The organism is Paenibacillus sp. 01T47 (genome assembly GCF_056398245.1).
The window spans coordinates 47,479-69,689 of the sequence record NZ_JBFTPA010000010.1; the positions used below are offsets into that span (position 1 = coordinate 47,479).

Genomic DNA, 22,211 nt, shown 5'->3' on the forward strand with positions numbered 1-22,211 from the left:
TGGCTAGATTCGGCTTGAATAAAAAACGATTGATAATAGGTAATCACATATTATTGTAAGCGTATACATTTAATCATGAATACGTGCTTCGTTGATAGAGGCTATCAGTTTATTAAGTAAGCATGTACGTTGCTATTACAAAGGCCCATACGATCTATCTTAACGTGTACGGGCCTTTCTCTTCACATTAAATGCTTATTTCCATTCTCCCTTAATACCTGATGAATCTAACACTTTATTTACATCGTCAATCATTTCTTTACCGCCCTTTTTCATATATTCGTCGACCATTTTGCTCCAGTTAGTAATAGGCTCCTGACCCACGATCATCTTCGTTTGCCATTCCTGAGCAATCAGGTTCAACTCCGATTCTTTTGCCGTGAGAACTTCGGAATGAATGCGGTCTACAGGATTGATATAGAATTTAGTATTCTTTAACAATTCTACAGTTGAATTTACGAACCTCTGGATAAATGGATCGGTCACTTGTTTCCCAGGCTCGTTTGCTTCATCGTTTGGTGCCCAGCCTGCTACACCACTAAAATAACTGCTAGGCCGTTTATCATATAACGCTGCGTCATAAGCCATAACGCCATCCACCATCTGATAACCCACGCCTTCGCCGCCGTTTGACCAGTCGAAGTCAGGATTTTGCGGGTTACGATTGTCAACAGGTATGAATGTGCGGAAGTAATCTTGCATTTGCAAAATCCGATCAATTTTATCCGGATCGCTTTGAATCTTAGCATTCAACATCGTCAGCGTATAATAACCGGGAAGCGATGTGAACCCCTGCTCGCCATCCGCTTGTTTAAAAGCCGGAATAACGGTAATCTCAGCCGAAGGCATCTGTTCCTTCATACTCTCGAACAAAACTTGGTCAACTCCCATAGGCTGTTCATACCATATCCCATATTTCCCAGCATAGAAGTCTGCACGGATATCCGTATTTTTAGAGACAGCCCAATCCTTGTGAATCGCTCCTTCTTTATACAAATCCGCGAGCAATTGAGTCTGCTCCTTGAACCCTTCAGAAATGATACCTGGAATTAATTGCCCTTGCTCGTTCTTGTTATACCATCCTGTATCCCACTTAGCACCCATTTGAGCGCCATATACGATTTGCTTGGATAATGCGATTCCGTAAGTATCGTTTTTTCCATTCTTGTCGGGGTCATTCTTCGTGAATGCAATCGCCACTGCCTTCAACTCATCATAGGTTGTCGGCATCTTAAGATTGAGATTATCCAGCCAGTCTTGGCGAATCACAGGTTTCTTGCTATATTTCGCAGGGAAGTATTGCGGAATCGCATAAATTTTGCCATCAACGGTAACAGCATCCCATACATTTTTCGGTACAAGTTTTAGCGACGGATACTTGTCAATATAGTCATTCAGCGGAAGAAAAGCGCCTTGCTTCACCCATTTAAAAAAGTTGGCATCCGCACTTTCCATTCCGATAATATCCGTCAAATCTCCGGCAGCCATAACAACCGGCAATTTGGTTCCATATTCATCATAGGGGACAAACTGCGGCTTGTATTCCACATTGAATTTCTCGTTGAGCTTCTTCAGACCTTCACCTGTAGCACTCAATGGAATCTGCCATGTCCCTTCTATAGAAGAAATGGTGATCGTCTTTGGTGCTTCGCTGCTTGGTGCGGGTGAATCAGTCGTTGTTGTGCTAGATTCTGGCTTTTTATTACCCGTTGAACATGCGGCCAAGCTTGCAGCCAAACATACAACAAGCCCCATTTTGAGTGTCTTTTTCATTTTGTATTAACCCTCCTAGTATATTTGTTACCTATTCCCTTCGACGCCCTACAGGTTCTGTCCATCTAGAAACGATCAGCCTTTAACGGAACCGAGCATCACCCCTTTCGCAAAATGCTTTTGCAGAAAGGGATATACTACTAAGATAGGCAGAGTGGCTAATAAAATAGCCGCCATTCCAATCGTTTCCCCAGGTGGCAGGTGGCCCGATCTCGCTGCATCTCGAGCAGCTGAAGCAAGAGAATTCGTCGTATCGTTAAGTATTACAATTTGCCTCAATATAACCTGTACAGTCCATTTGGAAGGCTCATTCAAATACAGGATCGCATTAAAATAGGTGTTCCAATGTCCTACTGCATAGAACAATCCGAAAGCAGCAAGCGCTGGCTTGGATAATGGCAATACGATTCTTGTGAAAATCTGCAGGTCATTCGCACCGTCAATTAAGGCAGCCTCGTTTAATTCGCCCGGAATGCTCAGTATGAACTGGCGAATGACAATCAGGTTAAATGAATTAATGGCACCAGGAATAATTAAGGCCCAATAGCTATTAATTAGACCTGTAGCTTTGACGATCAAATAGGTTGGAATCATTCCTGCATTGAATATAAAAGTAAAGAGTACCAGAAACAAAAATACCTTCTGTCCCCATATGTTACGAGTTATAGCATAGGCCATCGTTGCAGTCAAAATGATATTGGCAAAGCTTCCAACTGCAGTCACATAAATGGTTACACCAATTGAATGAATAAACTCTTTGGAATTCAGAATGTAGGTGTACGCATCGGTAACCCATTTTTCCGGCCATAGAATTAGTTCGCTCAGCTTATACTCCTCGTAGGAAGTGAAAGAGATAGTAAAGATGTAGTAAAATGGGAAGAGCATTATTAATGCTAATAAGCCCAGCAAAATGATATTTATAATGTCTACCAATCGCCCTGACATAGATTTCTGATTAATCATAGATCGACACCTACCTTTTGATCTTCGGTAAATACATTAAAATCGATTAGAACACGCCTTCTTCTCCGTACTTCTTAGCTAACCGGTTCGCAACAAGGATTAGAATTAATCCAATTAGACTCTTAAATAAACCAACTGCCGTTCCGAAGCTAAAGTCCGCATTTTGAATACCTTTGAAATATACATACGTATCGAGCACATTCCCAACATCCATGGTAAAAGGATTTAGCATCAGGAAGATCTGTTCAAAGCCTGAATCGAGCACAGTGCCTAGACGAAGGATAAACAAAATGACGATTGTGCTGCGTAATGCAGGCAACGTAATATGCCAGATCTGCCGCCATCTGTTCGCTCCATCCACAACCGCTGCTTCATATAAGCTCGGATTAATACCAGACAGGGCGGCTAGGAATATAATCGTTCCCCAACCAGCCTCTTTCCAGATGACTTCTAATATAACCAAGGGCATGAACCATCCAGGTTGTTGGAGGAATGAGATCGGTTCTATGCCAAGCAGAGGGTGAAGGATGCGGTTAACGATGCCCTCATTCTTGAGGAATATGGTCACAATTCCGATTACGACAACCCAGGATAAGAAATGCGGTAAATACACAATGGACTGTATGATACGCTTATACCGCTCATTTTTGATCTCATTTAGCATAATCGCCAGAATGATAGGAACGGGAAAAGCAAAACCAATTTGTAAGAAGGATAACAAAAGCGTATTCCATAATACTCGTATAACTTCCTGATCACTGAATATCGTCTTGAAATGCTGAAACCCTACCCACTCACTGTTCAGAAAACCGCGAAACGGGCTAAAGTCCTGAAAGGCAATGATATTGCCAAGCATCGGGATGTATCGGTATACGATAAAATAAAGCAGACCCGGCATTAGTAATAGAAATAAATAACGTTCTCTCCACAGTCTGTCCTTCAGCTTCTTTGCTCTGAGAGGCACTGGATGCTTAGGAACTGCAACGGCTAGTAAAGGTGATCCATTGGATTGTTTCATATTGGCACTATGCTCCTATTCTCCAGCCTGAGTTGAACTTTCATGTAAGCCGGTTGATGATAGATCATTTTTCCCGATGATGCAGCCTGTTCAATGTCATCAACCAATCTCTGATTTAACCGATGCAAAGGCTGTTTGACTGTGTTCATATGTGAAATCTCACTCCTTTCCCTCACAATATCTGATTGATTAGAACATGAATATCGCTGTTATTCTTAGTCCTTCATCATTTGTATGAAAACCATAAAATTAATGAAAGTTTGATAAATTTGATGAATCAGAATACAGACTGCCACTGGAAAATCTGTTAAGAAATCTAGGCTATAGCAACAAAAAACAGACGATTTTTTATCATCGGCTGTTTTTTGCTTCTTACTTCTATTCTTATATTAAACCTCGTCATTCACCAGATCACCTCACCAAGGAGTCAGCCTGCGGTATTGACTAAGCGTGACTTTACCGATTAAGGTTTCCCCGTGCACAAAACGGTGCAGCTCATCGACAATGAAATCGCAAAGCTCGCGCTTCAGTAGTCCGTGGAATCCGCCAATGTGCGGTAAACAGAGGACATTCGGCATCGACAGCAGCTCATGATTCGCAGCCAGCGGCTCATGATCGTAAACATCAAGGGCAGCATAAATACGTCCCGTACGGAGTTCTTCCACCAGTGCCTGCTCCTTGACGATAGGACCACGTGCCGTATTGACGAAGTGTGCTCCGTCGCGCAGCTTCTTCAGCTGCTCCGCGCCGATCATCCCTTGCGTGCGAGGTGTCCACGTATTATGCATCGAAACGATGTCACTTCGCTCGAACAGCTCGTTGAGCTCGCAAAGCTCGACGCCTTGAGCGGCCGCTTCCTCTGGTGAACAGTAGCTGGAGTTTAGGAGGATTGTTGCATGAAAGGGCTTCAGCATCCGAATCACATGTTTGGAAATTTCGCCGTAGCCTATCAAACCGATGACTCTTCGTGTTACACCAAGCGTTGTATCACGGCTGTTGTTGCTCCACTGCCCCTGCTTGAGCATAGCGCTGAACCCCATATGATTCCACGCTCCAGCTAATATAAGCGAGACTGCACACTCCGCAGTCGAAAGCCCAAGCACGGTATTGGCCGATGTCACGGCAATCGAAGTATTAAACACATCTTCATTGACGATTGATGCAACACTGCCTGCTCCATGGCCGATAAACTTCAGCTTCTCAGCTTGCTTAAGCACCTCTGGGGTAAAGAGCGGTGAACCCCATGTTGTAATACAAGCATCGTAATCACCGATTCGTTCAGCCAAGTCATCACTCGTGAATTTCTCACCCATTGTAATAAAATCAACCTCGGAAAAGCTGGAAAGCTTATTTATAGTGGCCTCCTGCCAAAATAATTCACGCAACTCAGCATCAGCAATCGCAATTAATGTTTTCACGAAGCATTCCTCATTTCATTCGAGTATGGAAAATCTCACGCATAAATTCAACATAGGCAGGAAAAATGACTGTAGGCTCCATACCAGCAACCTGCAGCTCCGTCCGCCATGTGCTTTCCCATTCCAGCGAGTAATAGCCGTTGTAGCCTGCTTGCTCAAGCTGATCTATTATTGAAGCAATCGGCACCTCCCCTTCAGCAACTTTTGTATATTTCCAGCTAAGCTCCATTGGATCATCAAACGGAATGCCATCCTTTATGTGTACGTGAACACACTGCGATCCGAGTAAAGCAATTGTGTCTGAAGGCAGCTCAGCTTCCTCTAACGGATGGATAATATCATAAATAACCGCACAATTCGGCCTATCCACATCATCTAGCAGCTTGCGCAGCAAACGTCCAGTTGCAAATTCATTATGTGTTTCAATCCAGACCTGGACACCATAATCAGCTGCGTAGTCGCATGCCATCTTGATCTGAGCAACAAGCTCAGGGTATGGAATAGCTGGAACCGAACTGTCTCTGCGGTTATTGAAATAACCAAGAAATATTCGTACTCCACCAGCCTTCAAATCATTAGCAAGCTGAATGATCTTTACAAAACTATTGAATTGCTCCGTATCCCCGGCATTGCCTGTAAAACAGACACCCGAGCCGATATTGGTTATACTGATGTCAGCCTGCTCAAATTTCTGCAGCGTCGCAGTCCGCTCATTTGCAGTCATCTCGGTAGAAATTCCCCACATCGCGCCTTCTCTGAGTTCGATCCCGCTAAAGCCACATGTATGCGCCAAGGCAATCATTTCGTCCATAGACCAGCCCTCGCAAGGCAGTGTGCTGAATGCCAAACGCTCCATACTGCTTACCTCCTTATTTGTTAAATCGCTTGCTACTCTTTATTGTGGCATGGCTCTTTAGCTAATGCTTTCCCTTTTCCACGTTTCTTTTGCACAAATCCGCGAAGAGGGTGTCCCAAAAATCATCATAAATGACTTTTAAGACACCCTCTTCTATTTGATCAACTATTGCCCGCCAGCCATTTCTTCGAGAATTTCTCCAATAATATGATCATACTCATGATTTTCTAATGAGAATAGCTCTTCTCTTTTCTTCCTTGCATTCGGATGTACTTCCTTAATATCACTCCATAAGAATAGCTTCTGCATTTTTTGCATCAGCTTTTCTCTATCCCCTCCTTGATCGATATAAACTTTAATAATTTCAAAATCGCGAATTCCCTTTTGCAGCAGCTTATAACGGAGCGTTAGCATCGGCTTACCATCGCGGCCTGGGTAAACAAAATTCGTATCCCCAGCAGGAAAAAACGGACCATGATAGGTGATTCGATTTAAGGGATCATTAGGCCATACCGTATAATTCCAGCGTAAGAAGCCATCCACATTCCAATACCAAGCGAGCCAAGGAATGAGTCTACTCTCTAGTAAATGAGAGGTTATGAACGTATTGGGATATTGTGGCATACAGGCGACATAGTAAAGCATTTTACCTTTTATTCCTTGCTTTAGCTTCATAATTTGCTCATAGTCATGAGCCATACAATCAATCACAGGTACATAATCCACCATTCCTTCTATGCCCTGCTCGATAAAATCAGCATGGCCAACAGCTGCCTTATATTGGAAGGAAGGTGCCATAGCTTTAAGTCCATTTAGCCGCTGAGTGAAAACGGCGATATCCGCCGGTTCATCTGCGAGGACTCTTACAATATTTATCCAGCCTTTTTCAATAAAGTTTTTCTCCAACGCAACAACGTAAAGCTCAAACTGCCGCTTCTCCTTCATATATTTATAAGTATGACTGCTCTCTTCGTAATATCGGATTCGAACGGCATCTCCATGGTCTTTGATAACGCCACCATAACCTGCATCCTCAAGCACCCAAATATTCAGTAAGCCGAATATTTCAATTTCTTGCTTAATTCCATATTTCATGCACAACTCAACATATCTGTTTAATGCACTGAAATCGAATATCCACTCTTGATTCTTTAACTGGGTCACTTTTACAATATTGTATTCAAACATATTCGCAGGATCAATCCGATCGTAGCAGGAGGACTGTCCAGACCAAGGGATTTCGGAGACAATGACGGTAATGGCCTTTTGCCCAAGATCAGCTAAGGAGGAAATATAGCTTTCCATAATAGCAAAATGCGAATCACTCCAAAGCTCCACATCGTATTTTCGAGCGATATTGGAATTATGCTGCCACAAATCCAGATAAAACTCATAGTCTGCTGGCTTGCGCAGCTCGACATCCATCACCTTTACCTCGAATGTTAATGTGCGTATCAGCCTCTCATCCTCGAACATGCTATGCTGATATACACTTATTTGCGGGGTATAAACACCAGGCTCGACATCCTGATCGAACACTACCTCAACCCATACCGGCTGCACTCTTCTTTTCTCGACATAGATAGAGGATTGCTGCATAATCATATCTGCTTTCAATTGCCGATCGTCATCCTCTACAAGCCCAATAAGATTGGCTTTGACTCGCCCCCGCTCTAAACCCGGCACCTCAACACTCACTCGTGCAATCTCAATTGGCCCCCGCTCATAGAAGCAAGCCTCCTCATTTATACTAACCAGCATTTCCTGCTCTGAATAAACAAGGAGCTGTACAGCTGCCCGATCATTCCTGCCACACGTCAGAGAAATTGTTTTATTCTCGTCAAAAGGCAATGTGAAATTGTTCAAGATCCCAAACACATATTTATAGCTCTCATACTCTAAGCCCAAAAAAATATTCATTTCAATGTCCCCTCTCCGTTATTCTTACCAGTCAAGTGTACCCTTGAACGGGGCTGGAACCGTATACATATTTTCCGTGATAATATGGATTTTTCACGTATTTGTGTTAAGATATGACCAAGCAAATATGAAAGTGGTGCGGGAATGAGGTTTACAAATTTATATAGAGTGCCGGATGATGATGATCAAGGCTGTAGCGATTTAAGCCATCATTTGATAATAAATTCAGTGGGTTATTATTCATTTGAATCGTTTACTCGCATGACCCACAGAAAGGCAGGTCGCAAGGACTTTTACCTGTCTTATAATCTTGTAGGTCCAATGAAAATATATATAAAAGGACAAGAGGTGACCCTGCAGCCAGGGAGCTTTTTCTTGTATCGTCCTTTTGAAGAGCAGCACTACGGTCATAGTATTGAAAAAGAGTTTTTAGCTTATTGGGTGCATTTCACTGGCTATGGGGTTGAGGAACTGCTTGATCAAGCAGGCCTTTCTGAACAAAACAGTGGTTTTATAGGGCAAGATGACAAGATTGCCGCTCTGTTCGGAGATATGATGGACGAATTGCGTGATAAAAAAGCGGGCTATGAGCTTGCTTCCTCTTCGAAGCTTTCCTACTTGTTTTCAATCATTTCACGACATCTTAACTGTGGAGATACCATCAAATCTACCAGGATCAGGGATGAGATCTATCAATCAATAAAATATATCCATAATCACTATGCGGAAGAGATTTATGTGAAGAATCTTGCCGAAATGTCCCACCTCAGTAGCGATCGCTATACAACTCTATTCAAGACCATTACAGCAGCAACTCCACTGCAATACATCCTTAAATTCAGATTACAGAAGGCTTGCGATCTTATGCGGCAAACCAGCTTAAACATTCAGCAAATTTCAAGCCTAGTGGGATTTCAAGACCAGCTTTATTTCAGTCGGATGTTCAAAAAATATTATCATCAAACACCTACAGAATATTTAGCGAGGTTTAATCATGAGGACTAATCTCGTCGCCTCACCAGTTAGAAAAGCGGATCCATATAAAGACTTACAAAACAACGGAGGTCATTATGTCGGATTATCCAATCTATCTCTATAAAGAGTTGCTCGATGATCATTTCCCTTTCAAGATCGAGATTAGGACTCCAACCAATATGAATCAAGTCTTACATGCCCATGAGCACCTGCAGCTCTGCTATATACTGTCCGGCAGCTGTCTTCATTGGGCTGCAGGTCAGCAATATATCTTAACAAAGGGAGATCTTTTCTCCATTCCCCCTTTTCAAGAGCATCGCCTTAGCACCCGTGAAGCGATCGATTTCATTATGATTCAGGTTGATTTTATGCCCCATGCGATTAATGAGAGCTTTCGTGATCTGGCGCAAATGCAAACTTTTGTAGACTTCGCCTATATAAGACCACTTATATCCGAGAACGACCTTATGCCTAAGCTGGCACTTCCTCCACACATGCAGTCTGTGGTCGAAAGCTTGCTAAATGATATACTCACTGAGTGGAAGGAACAAGAGGAGGGCTATCAGCTGGCAATCAAGGCTGAATTGCTAAAGCTTCTCGTAATAATCGGGAGACAATACAAACGTTATTCCCAAACGCAGAGCCAGCACGAAACGCAAAAGCTGGCGCTTTATCGCGAAGCCTTCTATAAAGCCATCACTTATATGGAGACTCATTATAATGAGGATCTTCATTTGGAGGAGCTGGCCGCCAAGGCTTTGATGGCCCCATCTTATTTCAGCTATATGCTCAAGCTGGTGAAAGGCAAATCCTACATTGAGCTCCTGTCGACCATCCGGATTCAAGCCTCTATGGAGCTGCTCAGAGGGACGGACCTCAATGTAACCCAGATCGCTGACCGAGTCGGTTATAATCACATTAGTCATTTCAATCGAACCTTTAAAAAGCAAACCGGAATTACTCCGGGGGATTTTCGAAAGCATCATTTCTAGCTGAGTGCTCGCTTCCGTCAGTTAGCCAGCCATGGAACATCCAGCATAGCGCCTACTAAAGACTTTCATATTCATGACAATTACGAGATTTATTTGTTTTTAGATGGAGAGGTCAACCTGCTCATTGATCAATTCTGTTATCACTTACAAAGAGGAGAATCGTTCCGTGAAGCGAGCTCCAAAGAGGAACACTCACTTTTTAAAAAAAGTTAATACTCCTTACATTCAAAAATAAGCGATCCCCCATGATTAGGGAGATCGCTTTATTATTTTGAGAAAACTGATTTTGTAGCTCTTATTTTGTTCCTGGTATTTGTGGACTTGTTGACGAGGGTGATCTTTTTGAGTTTGTTTCTGATTCTAGATCTGGTTGTGGCGATGGTGCAGGATGTGCCTTAATGTATTCGAGTACATTGTAGATTTGTTCCGCTGCCTCAGCGCGAGAGATTTCAGCTTTAGGATGGAAGTTCCCTTGTTCATCTAATTTCACTACGTTATAAGCTAGCGCGCGCTGGATGGATCCATCATAATCAACGGTTATATCCGTGCTATCGTTAATCTGGGCAGGAACAAGCTTAATCATTGGAAGATTGCTATGCGTTTCAATCGTGCTAATAAGCTGGTGAGTAAACTCTTCACGCGTCCATTTCTTGTTAAGATTCAGATCGGCTGGCAGTACGACTCCATTAACGCTTGCCGTAATTAAGGCATTCGCATACCAAGCATCGTTATCTGCGTTTTTAAAGTAATCCGTAGCTTTAGGTTCTACAAGGAATCTTACTAGATCTAGATTCAGATTCGCAGCATTAACAATAAGCTGAATTCCTTGTGCCGCTGTGATGGTGTCATTCGGGGCAAATAAGTCGTCCGAAATACCATGGACTAAGCCTCGTTCTTGTAAGGCAACAATTTTATCCTTTACCGCGATATTCGTTATATCCGAAAAAGGGTTAGCAGCTGCGTAGCTGTGACCTACAAAGGTTAATGATAATGCGGTAATAGTGGACATAGTAATCATTTTGAATTTTGTTTTCATTTCTTTCACCTCGTAGAGTTTTTAGTTGAAATTCAAATATTCTATTCGTTGTTCGGATTGACCGGACTTTCACAAGACTTTCTGATCTCGCCCTTACATTAGTAATACAATCGAAGTGCCTATTATTTTTCACACTAAAAAATTTTTTTATGGACGATAGATTAAAAAAGGGCGCTAAGGCTATCGCCGCACTCGAGATGAGCTAGTGAAGGCAAAATAAAAAGGAATGAGCTCGGTACAGTACCGAACTCATTCCCATAATGTCGCCTTTGAAATATTTTAGTGGATGTCCTTTTTCTTAAAGCTGCCACCTTTTACTTCAGCAACCTCGTACACCATGATGAAAGCATTTTCGTCAATCTCACGAATAATTTCTTTCATTTTCCGCTCTTCCAGACGGTTAATGACGCATGTGATTTCTTTAAAATGCTCATTTGAATAGCCGCCTTGCACCACACTATACGTAGCGCCGCGACCCAAGCGATCGCGAATCGTTTCAATCATGCTTTCAGGATGCTTGGTAATGATCTTAAACGTTTTAGCTCCGCTGAGGCCTTCTTCGACGATATGTATCACCTTGGAAGCTATAAAATAAGCAATACCCGATAATATAGCACCCTGCAAGCCAAATACGGTCGAGACGACGATAAATACGAATACGTTCAGGAATAAGATAAGATCGCTTGTACCGAAAGGAAGCTTCCGGGAAAGCAATACCGCCAACATATCAATGCCATCCAGCGCGCCGCCGTTCCGAAGAGCAAGACCCATCCCCAAACCGATAATGATGCCTCCGACAACGGTGACGAGGAGCGTATCACCTTCTACGATCGGAGTAATATGGTGCATAACGACGGTACCCACGGCCAGTGAAGCAATACCGATCACGGAATATATCGCGAAGCTTTTTCCAATCTGTTTATACCCTAAGTATACAAACGGTATATTCAGAATCGCAATGAGAAGTCCCAAAGGCAACCCGAATAGATTCGACCCTACGATGCTAAGACCCGTCACGCCGCCGTCCGATACGTTGTTCGGAATTAATACTGCCTCAAGGCCATAGGCCGTAATAAAAGCACCGATGACAACGATGAGTCCTCGCAGCACCGCGACCAATACTGCTGTCTGTTTATTCTCTTTCTTCATTTTAAACCTCATTTCCTATTCTCGTTTCTTTAACTTCACTAAATGTAAACATTTTTCCCTTTAAAATTTTAAATATCTATTCGCCTAAAGTCAATTATTACATTCCTATAGCGGCTCGTCCACCCTATTCAATCCGCAACAAGACCGCTCCTAATTCATCTTGCCTTTGTTTCCACGTTGACCCCCAATTTGTCATAAGTAAAGCGACTAATAACTGACTGTAAGTTCGGCATCTCTATGCGTTTGGAAAGAAGACGTATCTCTACGTCCTCTCTAACTGAATGCGATGTACAAGGTGCTAGCTACATTTTTTTCTGGGTGAACGGCTTCGTCTTACCTTAACGAGGTTACAGTTGTGTGTTTTGTACGCAAGCGCGGCGCACTTGCCATCCTATTTTAACAAATAAAAAATTGTTTAAGTTGCCATGCTGACCCATCGCATTCGAAAGGATGCCCGCCATGTCGGCGCGTGCCGATTATTTAAATCATAAGTGGGCTATTTGACATTTACCAAGGAAACAGATTGGAAGGCAAATAGAGGAACACCATAAATAATGACCGTCAGCATGGGGGAGCCACAGCATCTCTTGACCTCTATGCATATTACGGGTATGGATTCTGGCTAATACCTCCGCAACCCTTGGCGACCAATCTAAACCACTTTCTCATTATTTTTAAAACAAAAAAAGGACAGAAATGAACATATCGTTCATTTTCTGCCCCCATAGGGAATTGACTAACGGATAACATGATTTCTCCATTCAAACAATTGTCAAAACAAAAGAGTCTTGACAATTAGAGCAGAATGTAAAAAAACCGTGATTGAGAGCACGGTTCCACAGCCAACTAGAAGTAGTCGATGTCCCATGGTCTTAACTAATGCAGGGTTATTCCATTTATTTCATAAAGAAATAAACCGCTTAAATAAGCGGATTTTTGCAATTTAAATGGAATAAACCTAATGCAAATAACTAGCTAAGAACAACAGCAGACACTCAATACTTACCCCTAATATTGAAAACTGCGAATAATCAAATCGCTATGCATCAGATCAACGTTATAGGCTCACCTACCACTGTTGTGATAGGGTTCAAAGGCAGTAGGTAAAGCCGACATGTCCGCGACCTCATACACCTTCAGATCCGAATACAGCAGCAGCAGCTTCGCTTTTTCGATTCGGAAATATTCAAATAGTTGATGAAAGAATCTCCGCTATTTTTTTGAATAGCACACAAAATCTCGAAACGCTATGATACGTAAAATCAGCCATTTGCGTCAGCGAAATATCCTTGTCGTAGTTTTGCTGTATATATCCATTGACTTTTTTCAGTAGCAAGCGGCTCTTTCTTTCATCTCGATTATGATGCCTTGACCATTGCTCCAACAGTTGAAAAAATAACCCTGAATTAGATCGATATCCTTCTCATTCTCCAGCGCCAACCTCTGGTAATTAGGTATGATATTTTCCAGTTGATCATTTAATTTATTGGAGAAAATTCGCAGCAGGCTCGCCTGCGCGCCGAACGCTTCAGCACAAGAGCGACGACAAAAAATCCTCCGGTTAATCGTGATTTTAAACTCCATGATCACATGGCATAATATTCACCGTTACCGTGAAGGTATTAAGATACTCCATTTATGCCGTTTCGATAGCCGTTAAGTTACTTTAGGGACTAGGTCCGCGGCCACGCGGAAGCCAATGTTGCCCGTTGAGCTGTCTTGTGTATTGCCGCTTCTCGCCGCTACCCTGTAGCGGTTGCAGTAGGAGCGATGGCACAGATACGAGCCGCCTCTCATCGACCTTTTGCCTGTATCATGTGTGTATCGTGGATTCACTGAAGACGTTTGACGGTGATAGGCAGGACTGAACCAATCCGCACACCATTCCCATACATTTCCTGCCATATTATACAGTCCGTAACCGTTCGGATCAAACGACTGAGCAGGAGCAGTACCGATATAACCATCGCTTGCATTATTTTTAATTGGGAACTTTCCCTGCCATATATTGCACATATGCCTACCGTCCGGCTTGAGCAGGTCCCCCCAAGGATAGGTCCTGCCCTGTAAACCGCCTCGTGCCGCATATTCCCACTCCGCTTCCGTCGGCAGTCTTGTCCCAAACCAGGAGCAGAACGCCGCGGCATCATTCCAAGAGACATGAACGACCGGATGATCCATACGACCCTCAATACTCGAATCCGGCCCTTCCGGGTTGTTCCAATTTGCTCCATCAACGACAAGCCACCAGGGGACTTGCCGAGGTACATTTTTAACCCTGATGTTCGTTTCGTCTGATACCAGCAAATGGAAGACATATGACCATCCATAGCTTTCTGCTTCAGTTCGATATCCGGTTGCATCCACGAATGCCCGAAACTGCGCATTCGTCACGGGGCAAGTCGAGATTTTGAAGGCTTCGAGTTCCACACTCCGAACCGGACCTTCCCCATCGCTTGGAAACCCTTCGCTAGTCATTGTTCCCATTTCGAAGGAACCGCCTGGTATGATAGCCCAATCCAAGTCGATGTGATCCGGCTCCGGAACGGCAGTTTGTGACGGTGCTGGGACCGCTATAACACTGTGCTCAATGTTCGCTTGCAGCCTGCTTGCCGCACAGCAGGATTTCATTTGTTCCACTCCTTCGCCTCCCTCCACACACATGAAAGCCACCAGAAATCCTTTAAATCATTTTTTTCACTGAAGTGAACAACTCTCTCATGAAAATTGATTTAAAAGGACTGCTGGCGTTTCTTCAAACATTAATTTTTTCAACATTTTCACTACTAATTCTCTTGTGGATGTCTCTTTCTCAATTCCTCCACGTAACGTCCTCTGCCCGACTCGATAAGTCTTTCGGCATATTCGCTGAGATTGCCCTTGGCATGATAGGGCCCGCCTTCTCGTATGACGGTCCAGAGCGGGTCAACATCGTGCTCCATCGACATCATCATCTGATCATGCCAGTCGAGCAGGCGGTATGCAGCCTCTCTGCATATGTCAGGGCGGGCGGGAGCCAAGTTATGCAGCTCATGAATGTCATCCTTGATATGAAACAACATCTCTTTGTCGAACAAATGATAGCCATCGTGGTAGGTGCGGATGTAGAGCCATTCGTCGAACCTTACGCTGCGCTGGCACACATGTGCACATTGCGAAATAATGAGGCTGTCGCGTCCCGTATCTTCGCCCGTCAGTATCGAGTCGGCATAACTGCGGCCGTCCCAGCTCGGCGCCTGCTGAAGTCCCAACAGCTCCGCCATCGTCGGCGGCAAATCCAGATGGTAGTGAAGGCCTCTATCCACATGACCGGCTATGCAGCCCGGCCAGCGGATGATCATCGGGATCCGGCATGTCGCTTGGTCTGCCGTACCATGTTCGCCGTAGATGCCAAGCTCGCCCATATTCTCTCCGTGATCAGCCGTTATAATAATTACGGTATCGTCCAGAACGCCTTTCTTCTCCATCGCGTTCAGAATCATACCGATGTTATCGTCCATATGGCGCACACCGCAATCGTACCCGTCAATCATACGGCGGAGATCATTGCGATCCACAAGCTCCCCGGGATGACGGGGATATTGGGGCGAGACACGGTTGTTATACATGTTGATCTCGTGCGCGCTGTGCGGTCCCACCTTTTCTCGGTGCGCTGCAAATATATCATCGGTAATCCACTCCGGGAGCGGATCGTCCTTGAACGGGTTCCCGAATTCCTCCGGCGCACGATATGGCGTATGCGGGTCCCAATAATTTACGTAAAGCATCCAATCATCCTGCTCGGCATTGCGCTCAAGCCACTCGAGCACGACCGGCGTCACCTCCTCGGCCGACTCCATGCCGCCCTTGCCCGTATTGTAAATTTCATTGAAGCCGGCATAGAACGTCCAGGCGGTGTGCCTTTCTCCGAACGGGCTTACAAGTGAGGTTTTCATCCCCGCGCTGCGGAACAGCGAAGGGAAGCTTTCACTGGCCAGCCTGCTTCGGAAATCGCGGGATTCGCCTTCATGGCGCACATCCGCAGCTGTCCCTCCGTGACCGACAACCCCGTTATGAATGCCGAATCTCCCTGTCATAAGCGCCGTTCTAGAGGGGAAGCACGGCGCATCGGACGTGTAATAATTATCGAAACGGACTCCTTCGGCGGCGATCCGGTCAATATGGGGGGAGGTATTCCTATGGTACCCGTAACAACCAAGATGGTCAGGTCTGGTGGAATCAAGATCAAGCAGCAATACTCGCATTGTTCAATCTCCTTTACTTCGATTATTAGTCGTTCGTCCCTGCAACTGCTGCAGCTCCCTGCAAGTAATTAGCCCTTGGCATCACCTGCTTTGAGAATTCGCCCTAATCTCCCGCAACAGTACCGCTTGCCGTGCTCTCATTCGCCCGGTGACTTCCTTGCTTTCATGTCGTTATCCTTTTCCCTAGAATGATAACGCCTTCTTTAAGCATTATCTTCAGTATAAGAGTCAGCCCTTTTCTTTGTCGATGTACATAATCTCCGGAAGATGTACATTTCAACACTAACTTGAAGATTTCAACACGTTTTCGTTTACATTATGATAATTATCAATGCTATAATAAAAGCAACCATTTTCATTAAACGGGTGATGCTTATGCTGACAATTAGAGCTGTACATTTTGACGATTTCATCCCGAATTGGCGTACGCATTCCGAGGTTATCAATTACAATGTGCTTGTTCTTGTCATGGAGGGCAAAGTTACTTATAGGATTGAAAACGAAGATTATACCGGTGAACGGGGAGACTTTATGTTTATTCCACATGGCTCGCGTCGCGCCGGTGAAAATCACCCTTCCGGCCCACACCAAAAGTTTACGATCATCTTCAACTATGAAGTTGATGCTATGCCATTCATTCCTTTTCTTCACGATAAGAAATTTGTACATTTCAAGCTGTGGAGGCTCCAGTACTTGCATAGAAGATTTGAACGTTTATATGAGGAAATGCGGCAGGGGGAGAACTTTAGAACCTTCATTTGTCACGGCATCCTGCAAGAGCTGATTGGCATCATCGCAAGAGAACTAGAGAAGCCCGAGGTTATACCGATCAAAACGAAATATGCCGATATGATAAAACACTATTTGCTAGACCACTACCGCGAACAGATTGAGATCAAGGATCTAGCACGATTAATTCAGCGTTCACCGAACTATACGATCGCCGTATTCCGAGAGGTTATCGGACAATCGCCGATCAAATACATCCATCAATTGCGCGTGATAGAAGCATGTAACCTGTTGTTGAACTCCGACATGTCCATCTCCAATATCTCAAACTATTTAGGCTACTATGACACCTCTTACTTTTTCCGGGTATTCAAAAAATACACCTCGATGTCACCCACAGACTTCATGACCTACGGGAACCAGCAGGACGCGGCCCAGTTGTTCACCTGAGCTCTGTACCATAGCAAAACAGCCCGCAGGTATCTGCGGGCCCGGTTATAAAGAAGGAAACTATCCATTGTCGCTATCCGCGACGACGCGAAACCTGATACTCCCCGATAATCCCCTCATAAATATCTGCCGTGCGATTGATATGCTGACGCTTTAATTTCCACGGAAATATAAGTAAGTTACATTTATGAATGTAGTTGTGAATTCCAACTTGATGCCCCTCATCATGAATTCTTCGTATCAAATGTGGATACTGTTCAGCTTTACTACCAAGTACAAAGAACGTTGCCAACACATCATATTGCTTCAGCAAATCTAGTAGTTCAGGTGTATAGCGTGGATCAGGGCCGTCATCGAAAGTAAAGGCGACCTCAGCCTGTTGTGCATGTATACCTTCCTTATATACACCTAGACCAAAGACTCGTGACAATATTACGGGAATCATCATTTACACAAAGGAACCGATTAAAAACAGGACAGGTAGCCATTGAGTCATGATTGCACTTCTTTTTGATAATGATGTATCAACGATTGTCTAGACATCATCAACATCATTGGAACCAGCTTTGAAGAGCTCTGCTTCACACGTTGCCTACCTACGGGATGTAGCACTCGTAGTAGAAATCTCAGGTATAATGTTAGCCATATTCTAAGACACTTTGATTGAATCGGATGTTGTTTAAAACCTAATCTGTTCTACGTTCTTACAGCCAATTATCTTTGTAATCTTTTTCTTTGGTATGCTTTATCTCTAGCACGAACTTAAAGTTTTCTTTGAGTTTCATTAATGGGCTAATCTATCATGATAATATACATGGAGGAAAAGCTCTATGAAAAGGCGAATGGTCAGCTTGTTTTTAGCGTTGCTACTGAGCTTGCCCCTCCCTGCTGCTAATACAGCAAGCGAGAATACAAAGTCAGACTCTCATTAAGGGTTATGGGGATGGTAGAAAGTTAATGCTGCAGGAGGCAATTTGGAAACCTCAATTGCATGAATGATAATTCTCGTAAAATAAGTTCAAATCATATAAAGATCCTTCACTGTAAAGGAGTGAGTCTGATGCTAGTTCTTGGAAGAAAACCCGGACAATACATAGTAATCAACGAAAAAATTATCATAAAGGTAATTAAAAGTGAAGAGGGTCACTTACGCTTGGCTATTGAAGCGCCAAAAGATATCTCTATCGTTCGCGGAGAATTACTTTCGGAATTTTCTGACTAAATGATTCTGAAGATTTATGCAACACTAGTGACACTTCTATTTACTTGCAGCTTTCCTTAGATATTTAAACAAGGACTTGCTTCGTCTGGGCAAAGCCTATGAGATGCCCAAGCCCATTTTTCTCAAACGACTGAAACCATAGGCTTTCGTAATTTAGGATAATAACTTTCAAATTTTTTTTTCAAAAAGACTAAACATTTCAAATACATTGTCGATATATAAATTAATCTCATATTCGATTACTCATGGACGAGTAAATACGCATGTAGTTTCAAGGAGGAACATTTGAAACAGATGCCTATTTATTCGTCTTTTTGCTGTTTAAATGTAGTTTTTTACAATTGAATACTTATTAAATAATTACGAGACTTAGGATGAGCAAATGAGTCGCCGTCATTCTTCAGGAGGAAGAAGGGCAGTGGTTTGTTTGCTCATTTTTTTATGTCAATTTACTGAGCGGGATAAGGGGATGAGCTAATGCTCGTGTTAGGGAGAAGACCCGGAGAATATGTGCTAATCGACAACAACATTATGGTAAAGGTCATTAAGAGCGATGAAGGCCATTTACGTTTGGCGATTGAAGCACCAAAGCATATTTCTATTGTTCGTGGAGAGTTATGGGAAGAAAACAATATAGCCTTAGAAACGGCAAAAAAGGTCGAAGCTCCTGCCACTTAAGGACGAGTGGTGAAATCAAGGAAGATAACAGTTTGACTTACAAATCCTTGTTTTGGATTAGCGCGCAATCCACCAACGACTTGTGAGTACAGGGTATGCGCTTCAAAGGATGCCAACGGATAGGCACCTAAAACACACCACATGGAGGTAATGAGAAATGAGAATTAACCACAACATTGCAGCACAGAACACGCATCGGCAATTAGCAGGTAACACAGGAGCAACAGGGAAATCTTTAGAGAAATTGTCTTCCGGTCTTCGTATCAACCGTGCGGGCGACGACGCTGCAGGTCTTGCGATTTCCGAAAAAATGCGAGCACAAATCCGCGGATTGGATCAAGCACAGCGCAACGCGCAAGATTCGATATCCCTGATTCAGACGGCAGAAGGCGCTTTGACCGAAACACATAGCATCCTTCAACGTATGAAAGAACTCGCAACGCAAGCTGCCAACGATACGAACACTGCTGATGACCGTGGCGAAATTCAGAAGGAAATCAACCAATTATCCGCTGAAATTAACCGTATTGGTAATACGACCGAGTTCAACACGAAAAAACTGTTAAATGGGGACATTTCGGAAAAATCCGGTGTTGTAACGATTGATAAAACAACTAATCCTTTCAATGCGGGAACGACGACTATTTCGAATCCGGATTTAGATAAGAACAGTTCTCTGAAAGCAGGAAATTATACAGTAGATGTTACAGACACTGTAACGAAATCCGCAACCCATACTGCTGATAATGCAATTAAAAACGTGAGCGTTGGGGCAAACTCAAGTCTTAACAGCGGCGATTATGAAATTCGTATTGGCCAAACACAAACGAAGAATGCATCGCTTGATACTCCGGCCGGCTCTGTAACAGGCGTTTCGATTGCTCCTACTTCTACTTTGGCTAACGGTGCACATGAAGTAACAATTACAAGAACAGATTCTGTTGCAACCGGCGCATTCACCGGTGCCAATACAGGCTTTACGGCCGATGGTATTACGGTTACAGGTAACAATCCAGTGTCTGGAAGCTTTGATATAAAAACTGTAGGCGTTTTAGGTGCGGTAAACAATGGTACTGTTGCCGCAGGTGCGGCTGGTGCCCTTACTTTGAGTTTAGATAATTCTTCGGCACTGAGCAATGGAGTAGGATATCAACTTGCTTATGCAGATGAAGGCAACGGTATTTTTAGTGTTCAATTAATGGATACCGACGGCACTACAGCTTTAACAGACAAAGTTATTCTTGATAACAACGTACAAAATTATCAATTCAAGGCATTGGGAACATCTAATGACTTCGGTGTGAGCTTTAAAACCGCTACTGGGGTTAACACCACATTAACTGGAGCTAACGCAACCGGAAATCACCAAACATTTGATGTAAGCAGCACGGTTACATTAAGTCAAGGCGGCAGCACTGTAGGTACTACATCTATTGCTGCAGGTGCTGCTGCAGGTAGTGTAACAATTGGAGATTTCACGATTGCCCACGGCGTTGGTAACACAATTATCAATGGAACTGATAGCTTTACTGTCACTAATGAGCTTGCAGCATCATTTGACGGCGGACCTGAGGTTACCTTTACTGCCGGCAGCACAGTTACCTTCGCAAACGGAGTAAGCATTGATACACGTGCTGATAGTACAACGTATAGCGCTTCTAACACTTTTGACCTTACCGTTGGTACCGCAAATGCTTATACTGCAACAGTCCACGATGCCAATGGCGGCGTTGTGGTTGGCACGCAAACTTTAACGTTTGAGGATGGCGGCACTTATAACCTAGGTAATGGCGTAGATCTTACTATCGGTTCACTTACTGGCCCTACTACACATGGATTTAGCGTTACTGCCGCAACAACGAAAACCGCTACGCTGACAAACACAACAACTGGTGATACAACTAAGAAATCTGATATTGCAGCCAACTCCACGATCGATTTTGGAAATGGCCTCAAAGTAAATATTGGCGCAAAAACGAATGGTCAAGCCACTTTTACAGTTGAAGGTGGTGTTGAGGACAAATCCTTGTCGATGCAAGTCGGAGCAAACCAAGGTCAGTCCTTGTCCATGAATGTTACAGACATGCGTGCAAGTGCTCTCGGGTTAACTTCTTCTGATACATCTGCAGTGATTAAAGATAAAAGTGGAAATGTGATTACGGGTGCTGCTTGGACAACTACGAAACAAACCAATAATGGCACTGATAACGTTAATGTTGAGTACTCCCTTGATGTTTCGGATGCTACTAAGGCTTCTGGAGCAATTGCAGTACTAGATAATTCCATTAATGCTGTATCCGCCGAACGTTCCAAATTAGGTGCATACCAAAATCGTTTGGATCACACCATTAACAACCTTGGAGCTGCTTCTGAAAACCTTACTGCCGCTGAGTCGCGTATCCGCGACGTGGATATGGCGAAGGAAATGATGGAGTTCACTAAGAACAACATTCTTACTCAAGCAGCACAATCTATGTTGGCTCAAGCGAACCAACAGCCGCAAGGAGTACTGCAATTGCTACGTTAATTTCCCAAAATCCCGAAGGGGTTTTCCCAAAGGCCCATTTATAACTTTTCGGTTTCCACTTATTACTAATTTTTCATGTAAAAACAACCTCCATCTCCACTTTATCATAGGTGGAATTGGAGGTTGTTTTGCATGAAGTCTGGGATCCTCTCTCTCATACGAACACTTATAAACAGCCGTTTACGTTACAATACCCCTTAATACGAACGAAGTATTCATCGCTGCTACTGCGTATAAAGACTCTCTGGTATCAATAGTGTG

The 22,211-nt window shown here is 43.6% G+C and carries 18 protein-coding genes and 1 pseudogene; 6 read left to right on the top strand and 13 right to left on the bottom strand.

Annotated features, from left to right (window positions below):
* Positions 1-195 precede the first annotated feature (195 nt).
* From AC1DOV_RS19950 to AC1DOV_RS19975, 6 genes are all read right to left on the bottom strand, one after another.
* Complete coding sequence (locus tag AC1DOV_RS19950) at positions 196-1,773, bottom strand: extracellular solute-binding protein (RefSeq protein WP_477550845.1); 1,578 nt, start codon at positions 1,771-1,773, stop codon at positions 196-198.
* A gap of 75 nt (positions 1,774-1,848) precedes the next feature.
* Positions 1,849-2,736, bottom strand: a complete 888-nt coding sequence (locus AC1DOV_RS19955; protein WP_441879694.1) for a carbohydrate ABC transporter permease — start codon at positions 2,734-2,736, stop codon at positions 1,849-1,851.
* 46 nt (positions 2,737-2,782) lie between these two features.
* Positions 2,783-3,754: an ABC transporter permease gene (locus AC1DOV_RS19960; protein WP_441879696.1), complete on the bottom strand. Its 972-nt coding sequence runs from the start codon at positions 3,752-3,754 to the stop codon at positions 2,783-2,785.
* A 416-nt stretch (positions 3,755-4,170) separates the two neighbouring features.
* Positions 4,171-5,172, bottom strand: coding sequence for a hydroxyacid dehydrogenase (locus AC1DOV_RS19965; RefSeq protein ID WP_477550846.1), 1,002 nt, complete (start codon positions 5,170-5,172; stop codon positions 4,171-4,173).
* Between the two features lie 10 nt (positions 5,173-5,182).
* Positions 5,183-6,028 carry a sugar phosphate isomerase/epimerase family protein gene (locus AC1DOV_RS19970; RefSeq protein WP_477550847.1) on the bottom strand — a complete coding sequence of 282 codons (846 nt, stop codon included), beginning with the start codon at positions 6,026-6,028 and terminating at the stop codon, positions 5,183-5,185.
* A gap of 165 nt (positions 6,029-6,193) precedes the next feature.
* Positions 6,194-7,948, bottom strand: coding sequence for a DUF4091 domain-containing protein (locus tag AC1DOV_RS19975; RefSeq protein WP_477550848.1), 1,755 nt, complete (start codon positions 7,946-7,948; stop codon positions 6,194-6,196).
* A 144-nt stretch (positions 7,949-8,092) separates the two neighbouring features.
* On the opposite strand from AC1DOV_RS19975, the gene AC1DOV_RS19980 reads away from it, so the two are divergent.
* Both AC1DOV_RS19980 and AC1DOV_RS19985 read left to right on the top strand, forming a co-directional pair.
* Positions 8,093-8,953 carry a helix-turn-helix domain-containing protein gene (locus AC1DOV_RS19980; RefSeq protein WP_477550849.1) on the top strand — a complete coding sequence of 287 codons (861 nt, stop codon included), beginning with the start codon at positions 8,093-8,095 and terminating at the stop codon, positions 8,951-8,953.
* A 65-nt stretch (positions 8,954-9,018) separates the two neighbouring features.
* Complete coding sequence (locus tag AC1DOV_RS19985; protein WP_477550850.1) at positions 9,019-9,915, top strand: AraC family transcriptional regulator; 897 nt, start codon at positions 9,019-9,021, stop codon at positions 9,913-9,915.
* Positions 9,916-10,210: 295 nt separating this feature from the next.
* Here AC1DOV_RS19985 and AC1DOV_RS19990 read toward each other — a convergent pair whose 3' ends face one another.
* The 5 genes from AC1DOV_RS19990 to AC1DOV_RS20010 all read right to left on the bottom strand — a co-directional run bounded on the left by AC1DOV_RS19990 (position 10,211) and on the right by AC1DOV_RS20010 (position 16,344).
* Positions 10,211-10,951, bottom strand: a complete 741-nt coding sequence (locus tag AC1DOV_RS19990) for an S-layer homology domain-containing protein (RefSeq protein WP_477550851.1) — start codon at positions 10,949-10,951, stop codon at positions 10,211-10,213.
* Positions 10,952-11,230: 279 nt separating this feature from the next.
* Complete coding sequence (locus AC1DOV_RS19995) at positions 11,231-12,100, bottom strand: YitT family protein (RefSeq protein WP_441912466.1); 870 nt, start codon at positions 12,098-12,100, stop codon at positions 11,231-11,233.
* A gap of 1,326 nt (positions 12,101-13,426) precedes the next feature.
* Complete coding sequence (locus AC1DOV_RS20000; protein ID WP_477550852.1) at positions 13,427-13,690, bottom strand: hypothetical protein; 264 nt, start codon at positions 13,688-13,690, stop codon at positions 13,427-13,429.
* 66 nt (positions 13,691-13,756) lie between these two features.
* On the bottom strand, positions 13,757-14,731 hold the full coding sequence (locus tag AC1DOV_RS20005; RefSeq protein ID WP_441879783.1) for a formylglycine-generating enzyme family protein: 975 nt from the start codon (positions 14,729-14,731) through the stop codon (positions 13,757-13,759).
* Between the two features lie 155 nt (positions 14,732-14,886).
* Complete coding sequence (locus tag AC1DOV_RS20010; RefSeq protein ID WP_477550853.1) at positions 14,887-16,344, bottom strand: sulfatase family protein; 1,458 nt, start codon at positions 16,342-16,344, stop codon at positions 14,887-14,889.
* Positions 16,345-16,719: 375 nt separating this feature from the next.
* Here AC1DOV_RS20010 and AC1DOV_RS20015 point away from each other — a divergent pair, with 375 nt between their 5' ends.
* The gene (locus AC1DOV_RS20015) at positions 16,720-17,523 is read left to right on the top strand and encodes a helix-turn-helix domain-containing protein (protein WP_477550854.1); all 804 of its coding nucleotides are present in this window, start codon (positions 16,720-16,722) and stop codon (positions 17,521-17,523) included.
* Between the two features lie 73 nt (positions 17,524-17,596).
* Here AC1DOV_RS20015 and AC1DOV_RS20020 read toward each other — a convergent pair whose 3' ends face one another.
* A complete protein-coding gene (locus tag AC1DOV_RS20020) occupies positions 17,597-17,971 on the bottom strand; it encodes a polysaccharide deacetylase family protein (protein ID WP_477550855.1) in 375 nt (124 codons plus the stop codon).
* Positions 17,972-18,015: 44 nt separating this feature from the next.
* A pseudogene (locus AC1DOV_RS20025) lies at positions 18,016-18,204 on the bottom strand (YkoP family protein); the annotation flags it as partial.
* A gap of 379 nt (positions 18,205-18,583) precedes the next feature.
* Between AC1DOV_RS20025 and AC1DOV_RS20030 the strand changes: the two are divergent.
* The 3 genes from AC1DOV_RS20030 (at position 18,584) to AC1DOV_RS20040 (ending at position 21,950) form a co-directional block, all read left to right on the top strand.
* Positions 18,584-18,745, top strand: coding sequence for a carbon storage regulator (locus AC1DOV_RS20030; protein ID WP_147947669.1), 162 nt, complete (start codon positions 18,584-18,586; stop codon positions 18,743-18,745).
* 477 nt (positions 18,746-19,222) lie between these two features.
* A complete protein-coding gene (locus tag AC1DOV_RS20035; RefSeq protein WP_076269472.1) occupies positions 19,223-19,423 on the top strand; it encodes a carbon storage regulator in 201 nt (66 codons plus the stop codon).
* Between the two features lie 157 nt (positions 19,424-19,580).
* Positions 19,581-21,950 (top strand): flagellin N-terminal helical domain-containing protein, encoded by a 2,370-nt coding sequence (locus AC1DOV_RS20040; protein WP_477550856.1) that lies wholly within the window; start codon positions 19,581-19,583, stop codon positions 21,948-21,950.
* Positions 21,951-22,211 lie beyond the last annotated feature (261 nt).

Excerpts from the sequence above, each read along its gene's own strand:
- AC1DOV_RS19950 (WP_477550845.1), bottom strand. The coding sequence starts at position 1,773 with ATGAAAAAGACACTCAAAATGGGGCTTGTTGTATGTTTGGCTGCAAGC.
- AC1DOV_RS19955 (WP_441879694.1), bottom strand. The coding sequence starts at position 2,736 with ATGATTAATCAGAAATCTATGTCAGGGCGATTGGTAGACATTATAAAT.
- AC1DOV_RS19960 (WP_441879696.1), bottom strand. The coding sequence starts at position 3,754 with ATGAAACAATCCAATGGATCACCTTTACTAGCCGTTGCAGTTCCTAAG.
- AC1DOV_RS19970 (WP_477550847.1), bottom strand. The coding sequence starts at position 6,028 with ATGGAGCGTTTGGCATTCAGCACACTGCCTTGCGAGGGCTGGTCTATG.
- AC1DOV_RS19975 (WP_477550848.1), bottom strand. The coding sequence starts at position 7,948 with ATGAATATTTTTTTGGGCTTAGAGTATGAGAGCTATAAATATGTGTTT.
- AC1DOV_RS19980 (WP_477550849.1), top strand. The coding sequence starts at position 8,093 with ATGAGGTTTACAAATTTATATAGAGTGCCGGATGATGATGATCAAGGC.
- AC1DOV_RS19985 (WP_477550850.1), top strand. The coding sequence starts at position 9,019 with ATGTCGGATTATCCAATCTATCTCTATAAAGAGTTGCTCGATGATCAT.
- AC1DOV_RS19990 (WP_477550851.1), bottom strand. The coding sequence starts at position 10,951 with ATGAAAACAAAATTCAAAATGATTACTATGTCCACTATTACCGCATTA.
- AC1DOV_RS19995 (WP_441912466.1), bottom strand. The coding sequence starts at position 12,100 with ATGAAGAAAGAGAATAAACAGACAGCAGTATTGGTCGCGGTGCTGCGA.
- AC1DOV_RS20005 (WP_441879783.1), bottom strand. The coding sequence starts at position 14,731 with ATGAAATCCTGCTGTGCGGCAAGCAGGCTGCAAGCGAACATTGAGCAC.
- AC1DOV_RS20010 (WP_477550853.1), bottom strand. The coding sequence starts at position 16,344 with ATGCGAGTATTGCTGCTTGATCTTGATTCCACCAGACCTGACCATCTT.
- AC1DOV_RS20015 (WP_477550854.1), top strand. The coding sequence starts at position 16,720 with ATGCTGACAATTAGAGCTGTACATTTTGACGATTTCATCCCGAATTGG.
- AC1DOV_RS20020 (WP_477550855.1), bottom strand. The coding sequence starts at position 17,971 with ATGATGATTCCCGTAATATTGTCACGAGTCTTTGGTCTAGGTGTATAT.
- AC1DOV_RS20030 (WP_147947669.1), top strand. The coding sequence starts at position 18,584 with ATGCTAGTTCTTGGAAGAAAACCCGGACAATACATAGTAATCAACGAA.
- AC1DOV_RS20035 (WP_076269472.1), top strand. The coding sequence starts at position 19,223 with ATGCTCGTGTTAGGGAGAAGACCCGGAGAATATGTGCTAATCGACAAC.
- AC1DOV_RS20040 (WP_477550856.1), top strand. The coding sequence starts at position 19,581 with ATGAGAATTAACCACAACATTGCAGCACAGAACACGCATCGGCAATTA.